Source organism: Pseudoduganella sp. R-32 (genome assembly GCF_049913245.1).
Classification (GTDB): domain Bacteria; phylum Pseudomonadota; class Gammaproteobacteria; order Burkholderiales; family Burkholderiaceae_D; genus Rugamonas.
Window position 1 is genome coordinate 6129347 of record NZ_CP183987.1, and the last position, 22173, is coordinate 6151519.

Annotated in this window: 14 protein-coding genes and 1 pseudogene; 3 read left to right on the forward strand and 12 right to left on the reverse strand. The window is 58.6% G+C overall.

Annotated elements, in window-relative coordinates:
* Positions 1-646: 646 nt before the first annotated feature.
* Positions 647-1498, reverse strand: a complete 852-nt coding sequence (locus tag ACN9MU_RS28055) for a 2OG-Fe(II) oxygenase (RefSeq protein ID WP_426343773.1) — start codon at positions 1496-1498, stop codon at positions 647-649.
* A gap of 290 nt (positions 1499-1788) precedes the next feature.
* Between ACN9MU_RS28055 and ACN9MU_RS28060 the strand changes: the two genes are divergently transcribed.
* The 3 genes and pseudogenes from ACN9MU_RS28060 to ACN9MU_RS28070 all read left to right on the forward strand — a co-directional run bounded on the left by ACN9MU_RS28060 (position 1789) and on the right by ACN9MU_RS28070 (position 4676).
* Positions 1789-3171 carry an MBL fold metallo-hydrolase gene (locus tag ACN9MU_RS28060; RefSeq protein WP_426343774.1) on the forward strand — a complete coding sequence of 461 codons (1383 nt, stop codon included), beginning with the start codon at positions 1789-1791 and terminating at the stop codon, positions 3169-3171.
* Positions 3172-3436: 265 nt separating this feature from the next.
* A pseudogene (locus tag ACN9MU_RS28065) lies at positions 3437-3888 on the forward strand (zinc ribbon domain-containing protein); the annotation flags it as partial.
* A 68-nt stretch (positions 3889-3956) separates the two neighbouring features.
* Positions 3957-4676, forward strand: coding sequence for a substrate-binding periplasmic protein (locus ACN9MU_RS28070; RefSeq protein WP_426343775.1), 720 nt, complete (start codon positions 3957-3959; stop codon positions 4674-4676).
* Positions 4677-4689: 13 nt separating this feature from the next.
* Here ACN9MU_RS28070 and ACN9MU_RS28075 read toward each other — a convergent pair whose 3' ends face one another.
* From ACN9MU_RS28075 to ACN9MU_RS28125, 11 genes are all read right to left on the reverse strand, one after another.
* A complete protein-coding gene (locus ACN9MU_RS28075; protein ID WP_426336420.1) occupies positions 4690-5655 on the reverse strand; it encodes a hypothetical protein in 966 nt (321 codons plus the stop codon).
* 102 nt (positions 5656-5757) lie between these two features.
* The gene (locus ACN9MU_RS28080; RefSeq protein ID WP_426164902.1) at positions 5758-7050 is read right to left on the reverse strand and encodes a hypothetical protein; all 1293 of its coding nucleotides are present in this window, start codon (positions 7048-7050) and stop codon (positions 5758-5760) included.
* Positions 7051-7216: 166 nt separating this feature from the next.
* Positions 7217-7480 (reverse strand): PAAR domain-containing protein, encoded by a 264-nt coding sequence (locus tag ACN9MU_RS28085; RefSeq protein WP_426319272.1) that lies wholly within the window; start codon positions 7478-7480, stop codon positions 7217-7219.
* Between the two features lie 13 nt (positions 7481-7493).
* Positions 7494-8972 (reverse strand): virulence factor, encoded by a 1479-nt coding sequence (locus tag ACN9MU_RS28090; RefSeq protein ID WP_426319273.1) that lies wholly within the window; start codon positions 8970-8972, stop codon positions 7494-7496.
* Positions 8969-11143 carry a T6SS effector phospholipase Tle3 domain-containing protein gene (locus tag ACN9MU_RS28095; protein ID WP_426164908.1) on the reverse strand — a complete coding sequence of 725 codons (2175 nt, stop codon included), beginning with the start codon at positions 11141-11143 and terminating at the stop codon, positions 8969-8971. Before ACN9MU_RS28095 ends, ACN9MU_RS28090 begins: the two co-directional genes overlap by 4 nt.
* Before the next feature lie 34 nt (positions 11144-11177).
* On the reverse strand, positions 11178-13916 hold the full coding sequence (locus tag ACN9MU_RS28100; protein WP_426343776.1) for a type VI secretion system Vgr family protein: 2739 nt from the start codon (positions 13914-13916) through the stop codon (positions 11178-11180).
* 114 nt (positions 13917-14030) lie between these two features.
* A complete protein-coding gene (locus ACN9MU_RS28105; RefSeq protein WP_426164912.1) occupies positions 14031-14402 on the reverse strand; it encodes a cupin domain-containing protein in 372 nt (123 codons plus the stop codon).
* Positions 14403-14489: 87 nt separating this feature from the next.
* Complete coding sequence (locus ACN9MU_RS28110) at positions 14490-15596, reverse strand: ribonucleotide-diphosphate reductase subunit beta (protein ID WP_426164914.1); 1107 nt, start codon at positions 15594-15596, stop codon at positions 14490-14492.
* 178 nt (positions 15597-15774) lie between these two features.
* A complete protein-coding gene (locus ACN9MU_RS28115; RefSeq protein ID WP_426319275.1) occupies positions 15775-18669 on the reverse strand; it encodes a ribonucleoside-diphosphate reductase subunit alpha in 2895 nt (964 codons plus the stop codon).
* A 337-nt stretch (positions 18670-19006) separates the two neighbouring features.
* Positions 19007-20527, reverse strand: coding sequence for a sigma-54-dependent transcriptional regulator (locus ACN9MU_RS28120; RefSeq protein ID WP_426164918.1), 1521 nt, complete (start codon positions 20525-20527; stop codon positions 19007-19009).
* The gene (locus ACN9MU_RS28125) at positions 20524-22170 is read right to left on the reverse strand and encodes an ATP-binding protein (RefSeq protein ID WP_426343777.1); all 1647 of its coding nucleotides are present in this window, start codon (positions 22168-22170) and stop codon (positions 20524-20526) included. The genes ACN9MU_RS28120 and ACN9MU_RS28125 overlap by 4 nt, the downstream gene beginning before the upstream one ends.
* Positions 22171-22173 lie beyond the last annotated feature (3 nt).

A 22173-nucleotide genomic window follows, 5' to 3' on the forward strand; every position in this document is an offset into this window, starting at 1 on the left:
AGGAAAAGAATAGGGTGCGGAGCTGGCTCATCCAGATGGAAAATTGCCGGCCCAAGCGTTCTGGAGCCGGCAATCTTTCAGCGTTTTTTAGTCACCAGTGTTTGGACAGCAACGAACGTTCCTCGAGGTGCCCGGAGGGCATCTGTCGGACGGCACCGGGCACAGTTCAGTCGGGCACGGGCAATTCGTTGGCAAGGTGTCTGGCTTTGGCTTTTGTTTGGAACCATCTGGATCCTCGTCACCGTCTTCGCTTGCGCCTCCAACAAGCTCCAGCTCACTCAGGGTTAACGTACGCAAGGTACGCTTATTCAACTCAATTTTTTCCATTATTTTAAAAATGATAAATTAATACTCCGCGATATAAGAGTGCCATAACGCACGGTCTACACCGTCAATTATCAGGCACTCCGATATAATCGCAACCTACCCCAAATAAATCTGGGATAGGAATAATAATTATCATTTTAAAAAAAGTAAATACAGGGAGAATGATTTTATCGCAGCAAAAGACTAAATAATTCCAGGCGAAAATATATGCGGATGGCGCCACACCCATTGCACGATGCGCAATAGGCGTACATAAGGCGCCGCCATGTCGCTTTCAATATTTTGGGGGCAAACCTATTTTGTCACCCGTGGCTGGCAATTACTCATGAGCGTACTGGCGAAACCATTTTGTCATTATCCATTTTTCACCGCTTTGCACCGGGTCGCCCGCATGCAGGGTGCCGCATTGCACGGTTGGCGTTGGATAAGAAAAGAAGAGCGCGCTGCCCTTTCTTGGCATCACGCGCACGCCCAAGTTAGCCATAAATGTGGCGCCACCGCGCTCCGGCTGTTTTAAGTAAACGATCAGGGTCGCCAGGCGCTGCCCGCCATTCTGGACCGAATTTTCAAAATATTCGTTACCTTCCAAGAAATAATCATAGTGAGGCTTGAAGCTGCCGTGCGCGCCATAGCGTTGGATCTCCAGCGGCTCGCCCCAAGCCTGCGGCCACCCTGTCAGCGCTTCGATACGCCTCTCTATTGCCATTGGCAGTGGCTGTCGCGCCGCATCCAGCCTGCATGTGTCCGACTTGCGGTAATCATCAAATTGGATGCCGTGCTCGTGATTAGCATGCAGCACCATTGCCGCCTCAAGCGAGTCATCGGCGAGCTCGCACAGGGCGTCGCACTCCTCTTCAGACAGGAAATCATCGAGCAATACCAGACGCGGCGCAAATTGTTCCATTGCGATACGTACCCGGCGATCTGGCAGTTCGACAAACAGATCACCCTTGCCGGTGTCTATGGCGGGCAGGGCCTGCCCATGTAATCTTTCATCGCTGACTGCCTGAAAGTCGTTGGCGCCATGATCGAGCACGGTTTCCACAATGCGCTGCGCGAAATGCGCCGCATATCCCCCGGTTACCACCAAATTCATGACGATTTGGGTAAAGGGAGTGCCTTGGGCATGCAGTTTTTCAATGTGAATTTGCAAGTTTGCAGGGAATTGCACAGGTAACCTTTTTGAATCAATGGAAATGCGCCTGGGTTGCCCTGCTTTGCCTTGGCTAAACCGTATCTTTTTTCGGCATACAACATACGAAAGCGATGCGGCTTATTGAGGCTGAGCATGATAGCGCGTTTTTTTAATTTGTCAACACCATCAATATTAACTTGCAAATAGCAATCTAGTGTTGCAGCAAGACATCCGACAGTGTTCAATTTTATAATTTCCTGATAACATTTTGAGTTTGCCGCGACACTCCCGGCTGAAACAGGGAAAATGCTCACACAAGGAATTAAATGAATTACGCAAGAAAAAATCTATCCCCACACACCGCCTTTCGCCTTATTAATGAAGAACAGGGGGACGTGAGTTCAAAGCTGGGCGTTGTCGTACAGGCGATGGCAAACCTTATTAACGAAAAGGGTGGATTATCCGAGGCAATTTTGGCCGCTGCAGAGTTGCCGAACTTCGAGCGTTTTTTTGAATATGACGCCGCTGCCCCCGCAGCATCGTTTGCCCCGCGTGACAGCCTGCTGTTCCCTCCGCGCTATCCATTGGACACCTTTATCGTTTCGGTAGATGAAAGGCGGGAAGACTCGTTTGCCGAACAGTATTTGATGAAAATGCGAACCCCTGAAGGCGTGAAGATGGTGGCTGACACGCTATTATGGATAGCTGGTGACCAGACTGACGCCCCCCCATCGGATGAGTTGATAAAGCGGCTCGACGAGATAGGTTGCTTCAGTGAGGCGGCAGACGAAGCCGACACGATTGCCGCGGCATTCAGTCAGGACGGCATATACAGGCTGCAGCACGCATCACTGCTCTATGTCCATCAAGGGCAATCGGTGCTCATTGATCCAGTGCTGCATACCGTCGGCTATGGCGTTGGCACCGGCGATTTGCGCCTGTTGATCGCCTCGCGCACGTGCTCTGCAATTCTGATCTCGCATTCGCACGGCGATCATTTTGAGCCCTCGTCCCTGGCCTTCTTCCCACGGGATATTCCGATTGTCGTCCCGACAGTCCGACGCACCAACATTCTGACTTCATCGTTTGTTGAACCGCTCAAAGCGATGGGGTTCATTAACATCATTGAGGCCGATTGGTGGAGTAATCCGCTGAACGTCGGGGATATCAAAATCACGGCTTTGCCCTTTTATGGTGAGCAGCCACGCTCGACAGGATATGTGCGCAATCCTGAACTGCGCAACATTGGCAATACGTACTTGATCACAACCCCAACCGACAAGACCTGGGTGGTCGTTGATACGGGCAATGAAGTGGAACACAAGATGGTTCATGTGGCGGAGGCGATAGCGGCCAAGTTCGGAAAAATCCGGCACATTGCCTGCAATCTGGGAAGGTTCACTGCCCATACTCCGCACTATTGTTCGGGCTCAGGCAGTTACTGGGCATGCTTGAGCAACGAGGATATGGCCAATTTTTCGCAACTTCGCTCAGAATGCGTGACCTTGGGGCCCAAAGGTGTCGCGGAAATCATTGCAGCCAGTGGTTGCGAAAGATTCATTCCCTATGCTGACTGGTGGGGCGAAATGGATCAGCCATCCATGCAGCAGGAGAAACTGACAAAGGCATTGCAGGAACAACTCAAGGGCTTGGGGTCCGCTTGCTCAATTGCAGACGTCAACATTGGTGGGGTCGTGAGGTTGCCTTAAGCGCCGGCAACCCATACGCCGATTTGGTCCACCAAATTCGCTAACAAAAGCCCGTGCCAGGCCCAATGCCTGGTGCCGGCGATTCGATGCACGGGTCGATCAGCTCATTGAGCGTCTCGGCCAGGTGCTGGCACCACACAAGCCCCTGGCCAACGCATGTCTTCCGTTTCCGCGTGAAGTCGAAGAATCAGCTGCTGATGCGGCAAGCTTGGCTTCGATTTGAATAAGCTGACCGCCGGCAGCAGCAAAGAGCTGGAGTTACAGCGACCTGCATCGAGAAGGGAACACGTTTCGTTTTGCAATCAGTACGCTCCGTGTGTTCTGCTCGCGTCCGCTTCCCGAAGGGAAAAATCAAGGATGGCAGCTATTTTGCGTAAGATAGCTGGGGCAATTAGTTCCTCAATATTGTGATCGAGTTTGCAGCCCCCCAGGTCTTCCGCTCGACCACGGTGTTGGTATTGACCTCGGCTTGAAGGATGTCGCCATGCCCCGGTACGTGAAAGTGGACGAACGCTTTACCACCCAGACCTGCTCGAATTGCGGAACCCCGATCCACGATCGAGCGCCAAGGTGGGACCGAAAGGTATCGCAGGCCTTGGAATAAGAGAATGGGAATGCAGCGAACGCGGTGTGATACATGAACGAGATCGTGATGCTGCGTTAAACATTCTCCGCCGCGGACGTGCGACGCTGGAAGCAGGAAACCCCAGCCTTTAGTGCGGGGAGGAAGTAAGCATTGCACACAATGCAGTACAACTCAATCAGTGTCCTTGCGACCGCTGCGTATGAAAACGTTTTACCTGCTCGCCCTCGTCTGCTTGCTGTGCGCGCCACATGCATGGGGCGGCGAACTGGTCGTGCTGGTCGACCGTGCGGCCGACATGCCCATGTCGCGCATTGAGAATGGGCGCCTGGCGGGCGGCGTCCACAAGATGCTGGGAGAGGCGCTGGCGCGCGGCACAGGGCGCGAGCTGCGCTTCCTGCTGCTGCCGCGCAAGCGCATTGCCAGGGCCTTGCAGCAGGGCGAGGCCGACATCCTGTGCGGCTATACGCCGGAATGGATCGAAGGGGACTATCTATGGACGGAGCCGGTGTTCACGGCAGAGGAAGTGCTGGTTACTGACGCCCGCCAACCGCAACCGCATTCCATCGCCGACCTGCGCGGACAGGCCATCGGCACCATCCTAGGCTACCAGCATCCTGAAATCGAAAAGGTCCTGGGCGCCGGCTTTGTACGGGACGATTCGCCCAATATGGAGACCAATCTCGAGAAGCTGGCGCGCGGCCGGGTGCACCATGTGCTGATCGCGCGCGCTGTCCTCGAATACCGGCAGCGCCTGCGGGCCTTTCCACTGAACCTGCACCCGCCCCTGACCGCAGCGAGCTTCACGACCCGCTGCGCGGTCTCGCGCAAGGGCCATCTCAGCCTGGGAGAAGCCAACCGTGCGATCGCTGCCGCAGCCAGGGACGGCACGCTCGCGCGCATCCTGGCCCAGTTCCGCTAGGGCCTGTGCAGCATCACATGCCGACGTTCTTCAACTCTTCCGGCAGCAGGTAGGTATAGCTCTTCGGATCGAACATCACCTTCCAGGTTTTCGCCGGGACCTGGGCACCGCCCTGCATGCCCGCCTTGCGTGTGATGTACAGCGGGGTAAAGGTCGAATCGCTGACCGGGTCGGTGCGATAAGACCATTGCAGCTGGGTGCAACGCGGCGGAACGAGTTCGAACTCCTCCGCCGTCTCCTCGTTCGAAGCTTCCTGCGCGCTGTCAGCCTCGGCCGGAGCAGCCTTTTTTTCAGCCTGGGCTTTTTCCCAGTCAGCGTACTGGCTTTCGGTTTCCTTGCAATCGCCTCCGCCCAGAACCTGGAATGCCGCAGTGAACTCGGCCAGCTCCGCGATCTGTTCGTTGCGCGGCGCCAGGACCACGTTCCTGGTAGTGGTGAAATGTTCGCCCACGCCGGACTCATAGGAGCTGGTCTTCACCACCCATCCCCATACATCGGCACTCAAGGCCTCGAAATGCACGCGCTCCGGAGTCACCGGATCGACATCGCTTGGGCGGCGCGGATCGCTGTATTCATACAGCTGGCCGTCGCGGTAGCGCAGTTGGAACACGCCGTAGAATGAATCGTCCTCGTCCTTGTTTGCGATGGCACGGCCGCTGGTGACCAGGTAGAGCTCATCGCCCTCCTTGCCGTCCACTTTCTTTTGCTGCACCACGGTCACGAGGTAAGTGACGTGACTCGTTTCATCGACATACAGCCAGCCTTGCTGGGATTCCGAGTACTTGCCATAGTTGCGCGTCATGACGCCGTCGATGGCTTCGTTCGCGTCGAAGGTGCGCGGCGCCTGCGGCTTGGATTGCAGCGCCATCACGGCGATCAACACCGAGAACAGTAGCCCGACTGCGGCAAAGATGTAGATGGCGATGCGGCCCAGTTTCCTGGTGCGCTTTGGTTGTTCCGGGGTAGTGGCTTCTTCCATGTTGTAACATTGCAATATTAGTAGAAGCGCAATTATACAAAAGCCAAAGAAACATGATTTCAGCCGTGCGCGGCTGACTGTTCCCTACGCATCCTGCCCACCTCAGTCGGAATAGCCTTGCGGCTCCGGTCCTGCATCGTGGCGCAATCCCCACCAAGGCAGGAATGCGTTGCCCCCGCCGCGGGCTCGGAACCACGGCGCGTTCGGATCGATCGGGCGTACCTTGGCGGGTGGGCTCACCACGACTGCCGTTGGCTGTTCGGCGTCGGTGGTGCCTGCCACCAGCACGTGCTTGCCCAGGTGATTGGCGTAGGCGATGCCAAGTGCAACGTTGGTCAGCGCCGTGCCAGCCCCCATCTCGCCCAATAGGGCCGAAGTATTGAAGGCCTGCTTCTTGAAATCGAAGTCCACCAACTCAGTGGTGAGTGTTTGAGCCAAGGCGCTGATGCGTTCAGAAGAAGCAGAGTGAGTCTTGTTGGCATCATGAATGACGTAGCCAATGTCGCCATTTAGCTTGCCAACGTTACGTGCCGCGGCTTCCATAGTCGCCCTCCAAGCCTGGACTTCGCGAGACGGCTGTCCTTCCTGGCCTTCGAAGTCCACCACGTTCGTGGCGGCCGGATGGCCAATCCAAGCCAGCGGTGCACGCTCCGTCTTGTAGTTCGGACCAGCGAGCACCAGCAGCACCATATTCTCGTTAATCTGCGCGTCTTTTGGCGGGAAGCTCGGGGCGTCCCAGTTCATCACCCAGACCGTTTCGTTTGGGTGCGCTTGCAAATAGTCGAGACCAGCGGCCAACGATGTGAATCCAGCATTGGCACCGCCCATCGTTACACGTACGTCTGGCGGGGTACTCCGGCTCCATGCGGCGGGGAAGTTAGGATTGCCAATATCAAACGTATCAACGATGCGCTCTCGTGTGTAGGTTGCCGCCTCGATTGGATCCAGGCGCCCCTCGGGCAATGCATACTCGACGTGAATGCCAGCCAATTCTCGCCACGTTTTCTTGTCCTTTAAGGAGTGGACATTATAAAAATATGTCGAACTTGAAAAGTAATTCTTGTGAAATCTTAGCGTCAGTGAATCAACGTACTTGTGATGAAATCCATTGAAGGTTTCCACCCCATCATTACCGCTCGCGATAATGCCTATCGCCCGGAGCTCCGAGAATGACTTGGGATCTGACTTAACCATGTCATCGTCGTTGTTAGGCTGAACAAGCCCCAAGGTCCAAAGCAATTGCCACTCGGTCGGATAATCCCGCCGTTGCAGCAGGTTAAGCCATTGCAGCCCAACGACTTGTGCCTGAAATGGTTTGGCTTCCTGCAGCGCCCCCATCGCGGCGGCAGGCTCAGACCGGGTCGTACTGCACGCGCCAAGGTTAAGCAATGCCATGACACTCGTGCTAAAGAGGGCAGGCAAAAGTAAGAATCGATTCATAGTCAGCATCTGTTGGGAAAAGGGCGACGACTGGATAGTCACCTTGGCTGCACTGCCACCGATACTCCCCTGCCGCAACTACTTCGCGCACAAAATCTGCCGCGACAATGCACTGCCCACGTTATCCGCGGGTGCTCTTCGGGGCAGTGGTGATAAGGGTCGCGCCACAGCTGGTTTTATGACCGTCAAATGCCACTGGCACACCGTCGATCAGCACTTTGGGGTCACCTTCAACAATCACGCAAACGCCATGACCAGGCACTGGGCAGGTACAGCTGTCACCCTTGCGGGCGACAGCGATTCCATGGACCTTGGAATTAGGTGATGCACTGATGACGATGCCACCATGGCTGGTGGGGTCGTTCAGGCGGATCACGCCGCGCATGTGACGGCCTTACTCATCGCGAATAGCCTTGCGAGCCAGGCTTGGCGTCGTGACGCAGTCCCCACCAAGGCAGGAATGCGCTGCCGCCACCCCGAGCCCGGAACCAAGGAGCGTTTAGATCGATTGGCCGCACTTTGGCAGGCGGGCTTACAACGACTGCTGTCGGCTGTTCCGCGTTGGTTGTACCAGCGACCAGCACGTTCTTGCCAATATGATTGGCGTAAGCAATACCAAGTGCGACATTGGTTAGCGCCGTGCCGGCGCCCATTTCGCCCAGCAGCGCAGGAGTATTGAAGGTCTGCTTCGTGAAATCGAAATCCACCAGTTCAGTCGTCAGGGTTTGAGCCAGTGCGCCGATACGCTCGGATGAGGCGGAATGGGTATTGTTGGCGTCATGAATAACGTAGCCGATATCGCTATCCTGCTTGCCGACGTTCCGAGCGGCGGTTTCGACTACTGCCTTCCAAGCTTGGATCTGGCGCGGCGGCTGGCCTTTTTGCGCTTCAAAGTCCGCCACTTTTTGCGTGGCAGGGTAACCGATCCAGGCCAGTGGCGCGCGCTCAGTGCTGTAGTCTGGGCCAGCAAGAACCAAAAGCACCATGTTTTCGTTTATCTGCTCGTCTTTCGGCGGAAAGCTCGGGGCATCCCAGTTCATCACCCAGACTGTTTCGTTTGGATGTGCTTGTAGGTAGTCGAGACCTGCAGCCAGCGAAGTGAAACCGGCGTTGGGGCCGCCCATCGTTACGCGTACGTCAGGTGGCGTGTCGCGGTTCCATGCTTTGGGAAAGTTCGGGTTTCCAATGTCAAACGTATCAATAATGCGTTCCCGCGTGTATGTTGCGGCCTCGATCGGATTCAAGCGACCTTCTGGCAGCGCATACTCGACGTGGATACCAGCCAACTCACGCCATGTCTTCTTGTCTGTGAGCGAATGGGCGTTGTAAAAATACGTTGGACTGGAAAAATAGATGTCGTGAAAGAGCTCGGTAAGGGCATCAACGTACTTGTGATGATATCCCTTGAATGACTCCCTTCCATTATTGCCCGAGGCGATAATTCCTATCGCTTGAACCTTCGAGAATTTCTCAGGCTTTAATTTAACCATGTCATCGTCCTTGTTAGGCTGCACAAGCCCTAAGGTCCAAAGTAATTGCCACTCGGTCGGATAATCCCGCCTCTGCAGCGGGTTAAGCCATTGAAGGCCAACGACTTGAGCCATAAAGGGCTTTACTAAATTTGGTACCGCCGACTCAGCCGCTGCGGGCACCGGCTGGGCGGCTGCATGTGTGCCGAGGCTTAACAAAGCCAGTACGCCAGCTCCAAACAAGGCGGGAAAAACCAAGAAACGTTTCATAAGGTCACCATCAGATAGCAAATTTGGCGAGGATTCAGCGGCTCCTCTCGTAATTACGAAGGCCGCAATGACTGCAAGAACAAAGGCGAATAAGGCACAGGCGACTCGGCGCGTACGCGTCTCAGACAGAAATTTCATTGTGCCCCCTTGGGTACTTTGGCAAAGAAGCCTCGTTGATTAACGATCTTAATAGGCATGCTGCCTTCAGGATCGTTTTCCGCCCAAGTGTGAACAGCTAATTTCTTGAACTTCCCTAATTCAAAATATTCCTTGAATCGCTTGTTAGAATTATCGTCATCAAGACCACGAAGGAATCGCCAGTCTGCAGCCTTTCGTAACTCGGTAAAATCTACTGCTTTGATATAGCAAGCGCCAACTGCCACGTCGTAGGCAAGCGCCTTTTGTGCATGCATGCCGTTAGTCATAATCGTCGAATGGTCTGTCGCATGTGTGTCGATGTTATCAGCCAGGCTCTCTTTGATTTTCTTGGTGCGCCAAGCATTGTATTCTGCACTGGCAGTACTTGGATCGTCTTCTTCCATCACTTGATCTCCATTTTTATAGAGGCCCTCCCGTTTCGCCTGCATGCGTAGCATGGCATGGTGCTCATAACGCAAGCCGGCCTCGGAAGACTGATCACCTTCTGCCGTATCGGTACCCTTGCGTGTCGAACCCTCTGAGCCACCACGCGGAATGGTCCGGTCGCCAGCATAAGCGTCACCTTCGTTGCGTTCACGATTCTTGTCGCGCGAGTCGCCCGGAGCATCGTAGCTCTGATCGAAGTCGGCGCACGGCTGGCCAAAACGCAGCGCAACTGGCAAGAACGAATCTGGCAGGTTTGGTGCGGTAAGTGGCGTCTTCCAGTTTTCTGGCGGGCTGCCATTGATGCGTGTACGAGCCAGCGATGTTGCTACCACTACCAACGGAGCGCTTACAAGCGTCATCACTTTGCCAAAAATATTCGTGTTGGCCGCAAGGCCTTTTGAAATGGAATATTTTGCTATCGGCGAAGGCGGGTGCCAGAACTCCTTAATGCCGCGGTCTTTCATCGCCTGTGCAAAGTCGTATTGCCCCTGCTCACCAACTTTGAATCCTTGCGCGAACACCCTTTGACTGAACACACCGTGGCCGCTGGTGGCATTGATCTCTTGCTGGCTCAGGCCACGCCAGCCTATGCCTTGAATGGTGGAGGATGAAATTACTTGGTCGTGCGGATTGAAATACAGGGTTACGCGTCCAAACGTTGTCAATTTGTCGCCATAGCCATACTTGTTACGGTCGCTTCGCGCATCGAAACCATGCGCTTCGTTTTTCATGAGTTCATCAACGACAGATGCTGGTTGCTCGTATGCCGCCTGCTTCCGTATGATGTCAAAGAAGGCGGCCAGCGTCTTGTAGCGGGCCTCGCCACTTGTACGCCCCCTACGCCCCTCTTCGTCTTTCATCCCGCGCTCGGCCCAGGTCTGGGTAGCGTTCTCTTGCAATAAGCTGTAAGGCGGATTGCACAGCACGTAGGTATCTGCTACGCAGTTGCCAGTTTTACCGGTCGCGTCACTGACGGGATCGAGCCGATCACCGAGAAATGCAGCCGCAATGCCGATCATATTGCCTTGGCTATGGCAGACGATAGTAATCGGGGTATCGGCCTGCTTCTTACGGATCGATTCGACCAGCTTCGCCAGGCGCAACGCGGCCAGCACGTAGTAAGGCCGGGGTGGGCAGGAATACACCAGTCGATCATTGGTCGGGTTCATGTGTTGGATGTGCAGCCACAGAAACAGAGTGTCGTCGATGCCGCTTCCCCATAGGTCGGGCAGCGATGTGCACCCGTTGGCAAATGGCCCACCTCCCCAATAGTTCTTTTCATTGAGGTAAATGGAATCGCCAAACTTCTGCAGTTCTTCGCTGCTAGCCTTATACCCCCAGCGGAAGTGAATCACCGGAGAGAAACTACCCGCACAATCAACAAAAGAATTTTCGTTCAGCTCGGGATTAATGAACCCATCCGGCGTCAACTCCTCCATATATTTGGCTGGCCGTAGCTGGCCGCCTTCCGGCGTAGCATGAACAATCTGTCCCTCATTGCGTTTGAGGCGGTCGTTCAGGCCTTTGCAGATGCCATCTTCCGTCTGCGTGTACCACTCGCCATCGGAATTCACTCCGTGCACGAAAATGGTAATGCCCGGCAGCGGCATCTGGGCGATCACGTCGAGGTGTTTGGGGTCGACCAGGCAGACGCCACTCTTGGCGCCGACGATCAGGTTACACGGGTCCTCAACCGGACCGTCAAAAGTTAATGGCTTCGTCATTGATGCGATTTCCTGGCTGATACGGGAGTGCACTTCATTTGCGCGGACGATAGAAAATGGCCTTGATCTGCTGCAGGCGGTCGGCGACGATCTTTTCGCCGGTACCGGCACCATCGCTGACGCCCTTCATCGCGCTGTCGCCGACGCGCTCGACGTGCAGCTGCATGCCTTCCACCGGCTTGCCGTCGGTGGCGCGCAGCAGGCGTGGCACGCGGCCAAAATCGCCCGATTCAAACTTGGGCAGCTCGGTCGCGGCGCTTGCGGGACCGTTCCAGTGGTGGCCATCCGTTTTCACGGTGAGTGGTCCCGGACCGCCGATTTCGGCATTGCCGCCTTTCAGCGTCAAATAGGCGCCACCACTCACCATCAAGGTCACTTCTTCTTCGGCCATGATGATCAGGCGCTTGGCAGCGGTGACCTTGATGTCCTTGGCCGAATTGATCTGCATGTCATCCAGTTGGCTTTGGAGCAGGAACTTGCCCTTGTGCGCCACCTGGGTGATGCCGTCCATGTGCGAGAACAGCGAAATGCCCTTCCCCGCATTGAGATTGAAGCGTTGGCCGCTCGTGAACTGCATATGCTGCTGGGCCACCGTGTCGACGTTCACGCCGGCGTAGCTGACCAGCGTTTTCGGTGTACTGAGCGCGATTCCGGCCGGCGCCGTCATGCTCAGCGTCGGCTTGCCGCCGTCGCGCTGGCGATCTGCATTGCTGCCGCCGGCGGCGGCGTCCACATGGTCTTTGAGTTCCGCTTGCGGCTCGGCATCCAGCGCAAGGCCTTGGTGTTCGGCGGCGTACTGGCCAAGGGACTTGAACAGGTCGAGGCAGTCCTGCATCAGGGCCAGGTGTTCGTCGCTGCTTAGCTGGTTGCCGCAGGCGTCCAGCCGCTTCCAGGCGGAGATCAGGAGCGACTTGGCGGTACGAATGGCGCCGCTGTCGTTGGTGGCCAGCTCGAAGCCTTCACCGCGCGGGTCGGCTTCGCCGTCGCAGCGCGGATGGGTGAGGTAACCGAGGTTCAACTGGCTGTGTCCATGTTCACTGGCCAATTGGGCGCTGATCTGGCCGGGCGTATCGTCCATCCGCAGTTGGTTGTAGCGCTGCGCCTTGACCTCTTTGCTCTTGATGCCGGACAGGTATTTGTCGCCAGGCAGGCGGCTACGGTGGCTGAAGGATGGCGGGTTGGTCTTGCCGCCATGTACGCGGCCGATGATCAGTGGCTTGTCCGGGTCGCCGCCGAGGAAGACGCAGATCACTTCGTCGCCGGCGCGCGGGAGGGAGATCGCGCCATACTGGGCGCTGGCCCAGCCGCTGGCCACGCGCACCCAAGCCGAATCGCGCTCGCTGTCGGACGCGCCGGCGCCGTTGGCGTGCTCATGGTCTTCGTTGCGGCAGCCGGCAAAGCGGATCTTGACGCGGCCCAGCGCATCGCAGTGGATTTCTTCGTTGACGGGGCCGACCACCGTCACGCTCTGCGCCTCGGTGCGCGGCAAGTCGATGCGTGGGTCGTAGCGCGGCACGATGGGAATGCCGCGCCTCACGCAAGTAAAGCGATTGGTGTAGCGCACGCCGCGTTCGGCACTGGCCTGCTCCATGCCATTGCTGTCGGTACGCCAGTGATTGAGCGCGAACAGCCGGCGCACGCGGTCGTCGAATGCTTTGGGCAGGTTGTTTTCAGCCTCCACACGCAGTTCGGTGATGACAAACTCACGCTGCTCTTCCGAATGTGACTCCAGCTCCGGATGGCCGCTCACACGATTCCACTGACCGACGCACATATTGCGGTCGCTGCCCTCGCCCTGGAAGAACTTGGACTCGTATTCATGCCGTTGCATGCGCAGGGTGCCCAGGCTACGGTAATCGGCGTCGTTGTCACCCGCATGCGGCACATCGACCAGGTAATCATCAAGGCCACTGGCGAACTGGTTGCCAAGCTTGCCCTGGTCAGCCTCGCTTAGGTTCTGGCTGCCCATGGACCAGGCCTGGGCGTAATCCCAACTGCGGCGGCTCACGCTGCCGGCGCTCAGTTGCCGCACTGCGTGCCATGTCGTGATGGTGTCGCGCTGTTCGGTACCGTCGTCACGGTGGTAGCGAATGGTGCCGGCCGCGTTCTCTTCCAGCGACATGGCATCGTCGAACAGCACCAGCGTGTGGGCCGGCGCTTCGTCGCTGCCGTGTTCACTCGATGCGCCGGGACGGATGAACCACGCAATGCCGCGGCGCTTCCAGAGGCGCTGCAGGAAAGCGGCGTTCGATTCGTTGTACTGCATGGTGAATTCGCGCGCCGGGTAGGTTTTCAGGTGACCCAGGTCGAACTGGAATGCGCGTGCCACGACGGGATTGGAGTCCCGCCATTCGCGCAAGATGGTGTTGGTGATATCGATTTCGCTGGCGTTGCGGAACACCCGCGTATTGCTGGTTTTGTCGAGCAGCGACAGCGCGTCGCGCACAATCAGCTGGTAGGTGGCCAGGCCGCCATCGCCCTGCCCTTCAATGGCCGAGGCGACGATGCCGCATACGGAGCGCAGGCCGCCGCTGTCGGTAACGAACTGCAGTTCAACCGGATTGGCCATAAACTGCTTGAGCGGCAGTCCGGCTTCAGACGAAACGCAGAGCAGGCTGTATTCGATACCGCCGCAGATGCTCTCCACACCGCTAACGTGCTTGACCAGCAGTTTGTCGTCGGCTGTCCCCTCACCGCGGAACAGGCGCAGGCGGATCGGGCGATTGGCTTCGGTGAGCCCGGCCATCTCAAGGCCGGCGAGGCGTGGGGACATGCGAGCACTCCTGAAAATCAAGAAAATTCGGAGTGGAAATTATATTTTATTTAACACTTCATTGATGCACGATTGAATTTTTTACATTGACAAGGTGCGGTCTGTCACGTTCTTTCAGACCGGACGCAACTGGTCGGCAAGGCTCCGCGTTTTTGTCGTAACTTCGGTACCGGTATGAAGCGTCGATTTTCGTTCGATCAGCATGATATGGCACTCCTCAACAGCGACGGGATTGTGCCTGACGCCTTTCGGAACGACGAAAGCCTCCCCTTCACGGAGCACCACCGTTCTGTCTTCCATCTCGATAGTTAAAGAGCCTTTGAGAATATAAAAAAGCTCGTCCTCGTTATCGTGGCTGTGCCAGGTGAGCGAGCCAAGTACCTTGGCAACTTTGACGAACGAGTCGTCCAGTTCTGCCACGACGCGGGGCGACCAGTGTTCAGTAAGGCCTGCCGCGATCTGATTCGGAGAGACAACGTTGGTCATTGCATACCTCTATTTAGGAGAACATCTTATTTCCTGGCTTCAGATACAAAAAAGCCCGGCAGTGCCGGGCTTTCCAGGTAGCAGGGTTTAATCCCAGCTCAACGCGCCGCCGGTCTGGTACTCGGTGACGCGGGTTTCGAAGAAGTTGCGCTCTTTCTTCAGGTCGATCATTTCCGACATCCATGGGAATGGATTCTCGTCCTGGTCGAACAGGGTTTCCAGGCCGATCTGGGTGGCGCGGCGATTGGCGATGAAGCGCAGGTAGCCTTTGAACATGGCTGCGTTCAGGCCCAGCACGCCGCGTGGCATGGTGTCTTCCGCGTAGCGGTATTCCAGGTCCACGGCTTGCAGGAACAGGCCCTTGATCTCTTCCTTGAAGGCCGGGGTCCACAGGTGCGGGTTTTCCAGCTTGATGGTGTTGATCAGGTCAATGCCGAAGTTGCAGTGCATCGATTCGTCGCGCAGGATGTACTGGTATTGCTCGGCGGCGCCGGTCATCTTGTTCTGGCGGCCCAGCGCCAGGATCTGGGTGAAGCCGACGTAGAAGAACAGGCCTTCCATCAGGCAGGCGAACACGATCAGGGACTTCAGCAGCTGCTGGTCGGTCTCGATGGTACCGGTCTTGAAGGCCGGGTCGGTCAGCACGTTGATGAACGGGATCAGGAACTGGTCCTTGTCGCGGATCGACGCTACTTCGTTGTAGGCGTTGAAGATTTCCTGTTCGTCCAGGCCGAGGGATTCGACGATGTACTGGTAGGCGTGGGTGTGGATTGCCTCTTCGAACGCCTGGCGCAGCAGGTACTGGCGGCACTCAGGGGCGGTGATGTGGCGGTAGGTGCCCAGCACGATGTTGTTGGCTGCCAGCGAGTCGGCGGTGACGAAGAAGCCCAGGTTGCGCTTGACCAGGCGGCGCTCGTCTTCGGAGAGGCCGTTCGGGTTCTTCCACAGCTCGATGTCGCGCTGCATGTTCACTTCCTGCGGCATCCAGTGGTTGGCGCAGCCGGCCAGGTATTTGTCCCAGGCCCATTTGTACTTGAACGGGACCAGCTGGTTGACGTCGGTCTGGCCGTTGATGACGCGCTTGTCGTCGGCGTTGACGCGCAGGGCGACTTGCTCGGCGGTGGCTTCGGCGGTGGCGCCCAGTGGTGGGGTTTGGCGCGGTGCTGCCGCGGCTTCATCATCCCAGGATAGCATTTGTTTTTTTCCTCTTAGATTTACTCTTCTTTAACCGGTAAACCGGTGTCTGACCCATAGGGTCAGACACCTTCTGCTCGACCGCCGACGGTATTGTTACAGCCGAGGACTTTGTGCAGACGGGGTCTGACCCAGCGGGTCAGACCCCGGTTTACCGGTTCTAACTATGACTATTGTATTACTGGCAGGCTTCGCATTCCTCGAAACCTGGGTCACCAGGACGCAGGTAGCAGGCGGCGCCTTCGGTTACCTCGGCAGTCACTGCCGCCGGGGCATCCGGCACGTTCGCGGACACGGCGTTCAGGGCGCCGGTGCGGGTGGTGGATTTCTCCATGTGCGACGCTGCAATGGTGCGCAGGTAGTAGGTGGTCTTCAGGCCGCGCAGCCAGGCCAGCTTGTAGGTTTCGTCCAGTTTCTTGCCGGAAGCGCCTGCCATGTAGATGTTCAGCGACTGTGCCTGGTCGATCCACTTCTGGCGGCGCGATGCTGCTTCCACCAGCCAGGTTGGCGACACTTCGAACGCGGTGGCGTAGATGTCGCGCAGGTCTTGCGGAGCGCGGTCGATCTTGCTCAGCGAGCCGTCGAAGTACTTCAGGTCGGCGATCATCACTTCGTCCCACAGGTCGCGTGCCTTCAGGTCGCGCACCAGGTAGGCGTTGATCTCGGTGAATTCGCCGGACAGGTTGGACTTCACGTACAGGTTCTGGAAGGTCGGTTCGATGCAAGCCGACACGCCGATGATGTTCGAAATGGTTGCGGTCGGGGCGATCGCCACGCAGTTCGAGTTGCGCATGCCGAACTTGGCGATGCGTTCACGCACCGGGGTCCAGTCCATCGCGGACGACAGGTCCTGTTCCAGGTAGCCGCCGCGCTGTTCCGCCAGCAGGCGCACCGAGTCTTGCGGCAGGATGCCACGCGACCACAGGGAGCCTTCGTACGACTCGTAACGGCCGCGCTCTTCCGCCAGCTCGGTCGAAGCCAGGTAGGCGTAGTAGCACACGGCTTCCATCGAGGTATCGGCGAAGCTCACCGCTTCCATCGAGGCGTATGGCACGCGCATCATGTGCAGGCAGTCCTGGAAGCCCATCACGCCCAGGCCGACCGGACGGTGGCGCATATTGGCGTTGCGTGCTTTCTCAACTGCGTAGTAGTTGATGTCGATCACGTTGTCCAGCATGCGCATCGCGGTGCGGATGGTCTTCTGCAGCTTGACGTGGTCGATCTTGCCCTCTTTCATGTGGGCCGGCAGGTTGACGGAACCCAGGTTGCAGACGGCAATTTCGTCGTCATTGGTGTTCAGGGTGATCTCTGTGCACAGGTTCGACGAGTGCACCACGCCCACGTGCTGCTGCGGCGAACGGATGTTGCACGGATCCTTGAAAGTGATCCATGGGTGGCCGGTTTCGAACAGCATGGACAGCATCTTGCGCCACAGGTCCAGCGCTTCGATCTTCTTGAACAGGCGCAGTTCGCCGTTGGCTGCCTTGGCTTCGTAGCCCAGGTAGGCTTCTTCGAATTCCTTGCCGAACTTGTCGTGCAGGTCAGGCACGTCGGATGGCGAGAACAGGGTCCAGGTGCCCTTTTCCATCACGCGCTTCATGAACATGTCCGGAATCCAGTTCGCGGTGTTCATGTCGTGGGTGCGGCGGCGGTCGTCGCCGGTGTTCTTGCGCAGGTCGAGGAATTCCTCGATGTCCATGTGCCAGGTTTCCAGGTAGGCGCAGACGGCGCCTTTGCGCTTGCCGCCCTGGTTCACTGCCACGGCGGTGTCGTTCACCACTTTCAGGAACGGCACCACGCCTTGCGACTTGCCGTTGGTGCCCTTGATGTGGGCGCCCAGTGCACGCACCGGGGTCCAGTCGTTGCCCAGGCCGCCGGCGAACTTGGCCAGCAGTGCGTTTTCCTTGATGGCGTCGTAGATGCCTTCCAGGTCGTCGGACACGGTGGTCAGGTAGCAGGAGGACAGCTGCGAACGCTGGGTGCCGGAGTTGAACAGGGTCGGGGTCGACGACATGAAGTCGAAGGTCGACAGCAGGTTGTAGAACTCGATGGCGCGCGCTTCGCGGTCGGTTTCGTTCAGGGCCAGGCCCATGGCGACGCGCATGTAGAAGGCCTGCGGCATTTCGATGCGCACATCGCGCACGTGCAGGAAGTAGCGGTCGTACAGGGTTTGCAGGCCGATGTAGCCGAACTGCAGGTCGCGGTCGGCCACCAGGGCCTTGGCCAGCTTGGCCAGGTCGAACTTGCCCAGTTCTTCGTTCAGCAGTTCAGCGGCGATGCCCTTGGCGATGTACTGCGGGAAGTATTCGATGTAGGCGGCAGCGGCGCCGGCTTGCGGAACTTCCTTGCCGAACACTTCCTTGCGGATGGTGTGCAGCAGGATGCGGGCGGTCACCTGGGAGTAGGCCGGGTCTTTTTCCATCAGCGCGCGGGCGGCCAAGATGGCGGACTTGTGCAGTTCTTCGACCGGCACGCCGTCGTACAGGTTCTTCACGGTTTCGGCCAGGATGGCGTCGGCATCGACGTGCTTTTCCAGGCCCTTGCAGGCGGCGCCGATCAGGTCGCGCACTTCCTGCATCACCAGCGGACGGGATACGCCGTTCTCGGTGACGTTGATCTGCGGCTCAGCGGTCGCGGTGGCGCCGGCTGCCTCTTTCTTCAGGCGGCGTTCTTCCATGTGCTTGGCGCGGTACAGCACGTAGGAGCGTGCCACGTCGTGTTCGCCGGAGCGCATCAGGGCCAGTTCAACCTGGTCTTGCACGTCTTCGATATGGAAGGTGCCGCCGGCTGGCTGGCGGCGCATCAGGGCGCTCACCACGTTCTTGGTCAATTCTTCCACCAGTTCGCGGATGCGGGCGGAAGCCGCACCCTGGCCGCCGTTTACTGCCAGGAAGGCCTTGGTCATTGCCACGGCGATCTTGGATGGCTCGAAAGCGACCACGGCGCCGTTGCGGCGGATGATGCGGTAGTCGGCCATTTGGCTAGCGGAAACAGCGACGCCGCCAGCGGTTTCGCCAGCGGAAACAGGCACTTGAGGCGCCTGAGTGGTGGAAATATCTTGAGTAGATTGCATTTATGCTCCGCGTATTCAGTATTTGTTAATGGCCACTATATCTAGTGGACCATCGAATTCTGTCCACTAATTGTAGTGACGTGATTCGGATCGTACAAGGTGAAATTTTTTCGTTTAGACCACGTTTTCTTATTGACTTTTGATATCCCCCATCGCTACAGGCGATCGGCGGTGAGCGAGCACTAACACAGTTTTTTGCGTGCTGATTTAATAAGCAATGTTGCGGCGCAGCACACGGTTGTGCGTTGGCGAAAACGCTACATCAATCAAGGGGATTTTCGCGGCGGACCGGGATTATAGACCAATCGGGCGGCGGGCGCCCCGCCGCCGCGAACTGCTAGCCTGGGTCCTGGATGTTCAGCTTCTGCATCTGGTAGCGAAGCTGGCGGTAGCTGATGCCCAGCAGCTGGGCGGCCTGGGTGCGGTTGTAGTTGGCCTGGGCCAGGACACGCGTGATGATGTCGCGCTCGACCGCTTCCAGGTAGGCCGGCAGGCTGCTTGCCTGGACATTGAACGCCGGCAGCTGCGGCATGGCCGGCGCGCCGCCTGCTGCGGCCGCCCCTGCAGGGGCTTCGGCCGGCAAGCTTGCCACCGGCGCTGGCGTGGCGGCCGGGCTGGCCGGCTGGGCGGCAGCCTGGCTGGGCTCCGGGCTGGCAGGAGCGGCTGGCGCGGCCACGGGCGCAGGGCTTGGCACTGGCGCCGGCAGCGAACCGCCTTTCAGCGCCAGGTCTTCCGCCGAGATCACGCCATCATTGGAAAATGCCAGCGCGCGTTCCAGGATATTCTCCAGCTCCCGCACATTGCCCGGGAAGGAGTAGCCTTTCAAGACGTCCAGCACGCCGGGCGCCAGCACCACCTTTTGCTCAAAGCTCCCCAGCCGCGCCAGGATGGCTTCGACCAGTTCGTCCAGGTCGTCAAGCCGCTCGCGCAAGGGCGCCAGGCGCAGTTCGATCACGTTCAGGCGATAGAACAAGTCCTGCCGGAACAGGCCGTCCTCCACCAGCTTTTCCAGATTCTTGTGGGTGGCTGAAATGATGCGCACGTCGACCGGCTCCTCGGCCGTGGCGCCGATCTTGCGCACGCGCCGTTCCTGGATCGCGCGCAGCAGCTTGACCTGCATGGCCAGCGGCAGGTCGGCCACCTCGTCCAGCATCAGGGTACCGCCGTTGGCAGCCTGGAAGAAGCCGTCGCGCTCGTCGGAAGCGCCGGTGAACGCGCCCTTGCGGTAGCCGAAGAACTCGGCCTCCATCAGGGCTTCCGGGATGGCGCCGCAGTTGACGGCGATGAACGGCTTGTCCGCGCGCGAGCTCTGGGCGTGGATTTCGCGCGCCGCCAGCTCCTTGCCGCTGCCCGACTCGCCACTGATGGCAATCGGCGCCATCGAGCGCGCCAGCCGGGCAATCTGGGCGCGCAGGGCCTGGATCGCAGCCGAACTGCCGCGCAGCCTGCCTTGCGCCTGTCCGCGCGCCCGGGCGGCAGCCGGGGCGCTGTCGCTCAGCTTCAACGCCGACTGCACCAGCACGCGCAACTGCTCCAGCTGCACCGGCTTGCTCACATAGTCAAAGGCGCCCGCCTTCAGCGCCACCACGGCATTTTCGGCACTGCCGAAGGCCGTCACGACTGCAATCGGGATATTCTTGCCGCTGGCCGCCACCTCGCGCACCAGGTCCAGCCCAAGGCCGTCGGGCAAGCGCATGTCGGTCAGCACCAGTTGGAAGTCTTTTTCGGCAAACAGCTGGCGTGCTTGCTGAAGTGTTTCGGTGCTGTCCACGTCCAGCCCCATCTTCAGCAGGGTAATTTCCAGTAGTTCGCGCAGGTCGGCTTCATCGTCGACGACCAGGACACGTGGAGAAGTCATGTGTTTTTCGCAAATGTAATCACAAAACGGCCGCTCGATTTGCGCGCACCGCCCTCTGTCACGCTGGCTTCGAAGCGGTGTTCGTAGTCCAGCATGGCTTCGTTATTCGAGCACAATTCACGCGCCAGATACAGCCCCAGGCCCGTGCCTTTGCTCGACGTAGTATAAAACGGCTCGAACAGGTGGGCCCGCACCTGCGGCGAAATGCCGGGGCCATCGTCCTGCACGTGCAGTTCCAGCGGCCGGCCGGCCACCTGCACGATGAAGACGCGGATGCTGGCCGGCGTGCCGCTGGCGTAGCGCACCGCGTTGTTGAGCAGGTTGATCAGCACTTCGCGCAGGTGCAGCGGATCGAAGCGCACCACCACCTGGCGCATGCCGCCCAGGCAGACGATCTTGCTGTCCAGCTTATGGGTTTCGTCGAATTCCGCCTTCAAGTCATTGAGGAAGCTTTCCAGCTCCATCGGCTCATGGTGGTTTTGCGCCTTGCGCGACAGTTGCAGGATGTCTTCCACCATGCGGTTCACGCGTGCCACATTGTCGGCGATGATCTTCAGCAGGCGCTTGTGCACGGGCGCGTGCAAATCCTCTTCCAGCAGCGAATTGGCGTGGCCGATGGCCGACAGCGGATTGCGCACCTCGTGCGCGATACTGGCGGTCAGGCGGCCCATCGAGGCCAGCTTGAGCTGCTGCGCCTTTTCCTCGATGCTGGTCACGTCTTCCAGGAAGATCACGTTGCGCTCCACGTCCAGGCCGTTGGTATCGGCGGCGGCGAAACGCAGTTTCAGGTGCAGCGCCACGTCGCGCCGCGAATTCCAGGCAGCCGTCATGTCTTCCTTCCGGGGGTCCTCGAACGGCTTGACGGTGATGAAGGCGCTGGCCTGATGCGGGTCGTTGCGCCAGGTTTCGTAAGCGAGCGCAATCGGCTGCAGGGCTGCGCCATCCAGCATCTGCGCGGCGCCGCCCAGCATCTGCTGCGCTGCCGGATTGCTCATATGGATGGTGCCGTCCGCTCCCACCACCAGGATGCCGTCGGCCGAATGCGCGATCACCAGGCGGTTGACGGCCTGCTGCACGCCGATTTCAATGCCGCGCTGCGCCGCCAGTTCTTCCTGGCCGATCAGGCGCGCCGCCATGCGGTTCACCACCAGCGTCACGGCAAACCAGGCAACGCCGTACAAGCCGGCCTGCAGCACCGATGAATCTTCCCCGGCAATGGCGAAGTAGGCGCTATGGGCCAGCATGAACAGCGTGGCCAGCGAAGCACTGAACAGCGACAGCACCAGCGGCGCCAGGATGGCGCAGCCGGCCAGCGGGAACAGGTACAGGATGGCCAGGCCGGAGCGCAGGCCGCCCGATGCAAGGTACAGCAAGGAGATGCAGGTCAGGTCGCAGGCCACCTGCGACATCAGCTGCAGCATGAAATGGCGGCGCCAGCGGATAGCCAGCACCTGCATCCCCACCGCCAGCAGCAGGTAGGCGATGCACACCTGCACCGACAGTTCCGGGAGCGTCAGCTTGCCGGCGCTGAAGTACAGCAGCAAGACCAGGGCAATGACGATGCGGGTCGCGCCCAGCGCCTTCAGCGAGCGCCAGAAGGTGTCGCGCGAGGCGGCCGACAGGGTATGGAGACGGGCGAACACGCT

What these genes read in the sequence shown, in the direction of transcription:
- ACN9MU_RS28060 (WP_426343774.1), top strand. Translation starts at nt 1,789, where the DNA reads ATGAATTACGCAAGAAAAAATCTATCCCCACACACCGCCTTTCGCCTT.
- ACN9MU_RS28070 (WP_426343775.1), top strand. Translation starts at nt 3,957, where the DNA reads ATGAAAACGTTTTACCTGCTCGCCCTCGTCTGCTTGCTGTGCGCGCCA.
- ACN9MU_RS28075 (WP_426336420.1), bottom strand. Translation starts at nt 5,655, where the DNA reads ATGGAAGAAGCCACTACCCCGGAACAACCAAAGCGCACCAGGAAACTG.
- ACN9MU_RS28080 (WP_426164902.1), bottom strand. Translation starts at nt 7,050, where the DNA reads ATGGCATTGCTTAACCTTGGCGCGTGCAGTACGACCCGGTCTGAGCCT.
- ACN9MU_RS28085 (WP_426319272.1), bottom strand. Translation starts at nt 7,480, where the DNA reads ATGCGCGGCGTGATCCGCCTGAACGACCCCACCAGCCATGGTGGCATC.
- ACN9MU_RS28090 (WP_426319273.1), bottom strand. Translation starts at nt 8,972, where the DNA reads ATGAAATTTCTGTCTGAGACGCGTACGCGCCGAGTCGCCTGTGCCTTA.
- ACN9MU_RS28095 (WP_426164908.1), bottom strand. Translation starts at nt 11,143, where the DNA reads ATGACGAAGCCATTAACTTTTGACGGTCCGGTTGAGGACCCGTGTAAC.
- ACN9MU_RS28100 (WP_426343776.1), bottom strand. Translation starts at nt 13,916, where the DNA reads ATGTCCCCACGCCTCGCCGGCCTTGAGATGGCCGGGCTCACCGAAGCC.
- ACN9MU_RS28105 (WP_426164912.1), bottom strand. Translation starts at nt 14,402, where the DNA reads ATGACCAACGTTGTCTCTCCGAATCAGATCGCGGCAGGCCTTACTGAA.
- ACN9MU_RS28110 (WP_426164914.1), bottom strand. Translation starts at nt 15,596, where the DNA reads ATGCTATCCTGGGATGATGAAGCCGCGGCAGCACCGCGCCAAACCCCA.
- ACN9MU_RS28115 (WP_426319275.1), bottom strand. Translation starts at nt 18,669, where the DNA reads ATGCAATCTACTCAAGATATTTCCACCACTCAGGCGCCTCAAGTGCCT.
- ACN9MU_RS28120 (WP_426164918.1), bottom strand. Translation starts at nt 20,527, where the DNA reads ATGACTTCTCCACGTGTCCTGGTCGTCGACGATGAAGCCGACCTGCGC.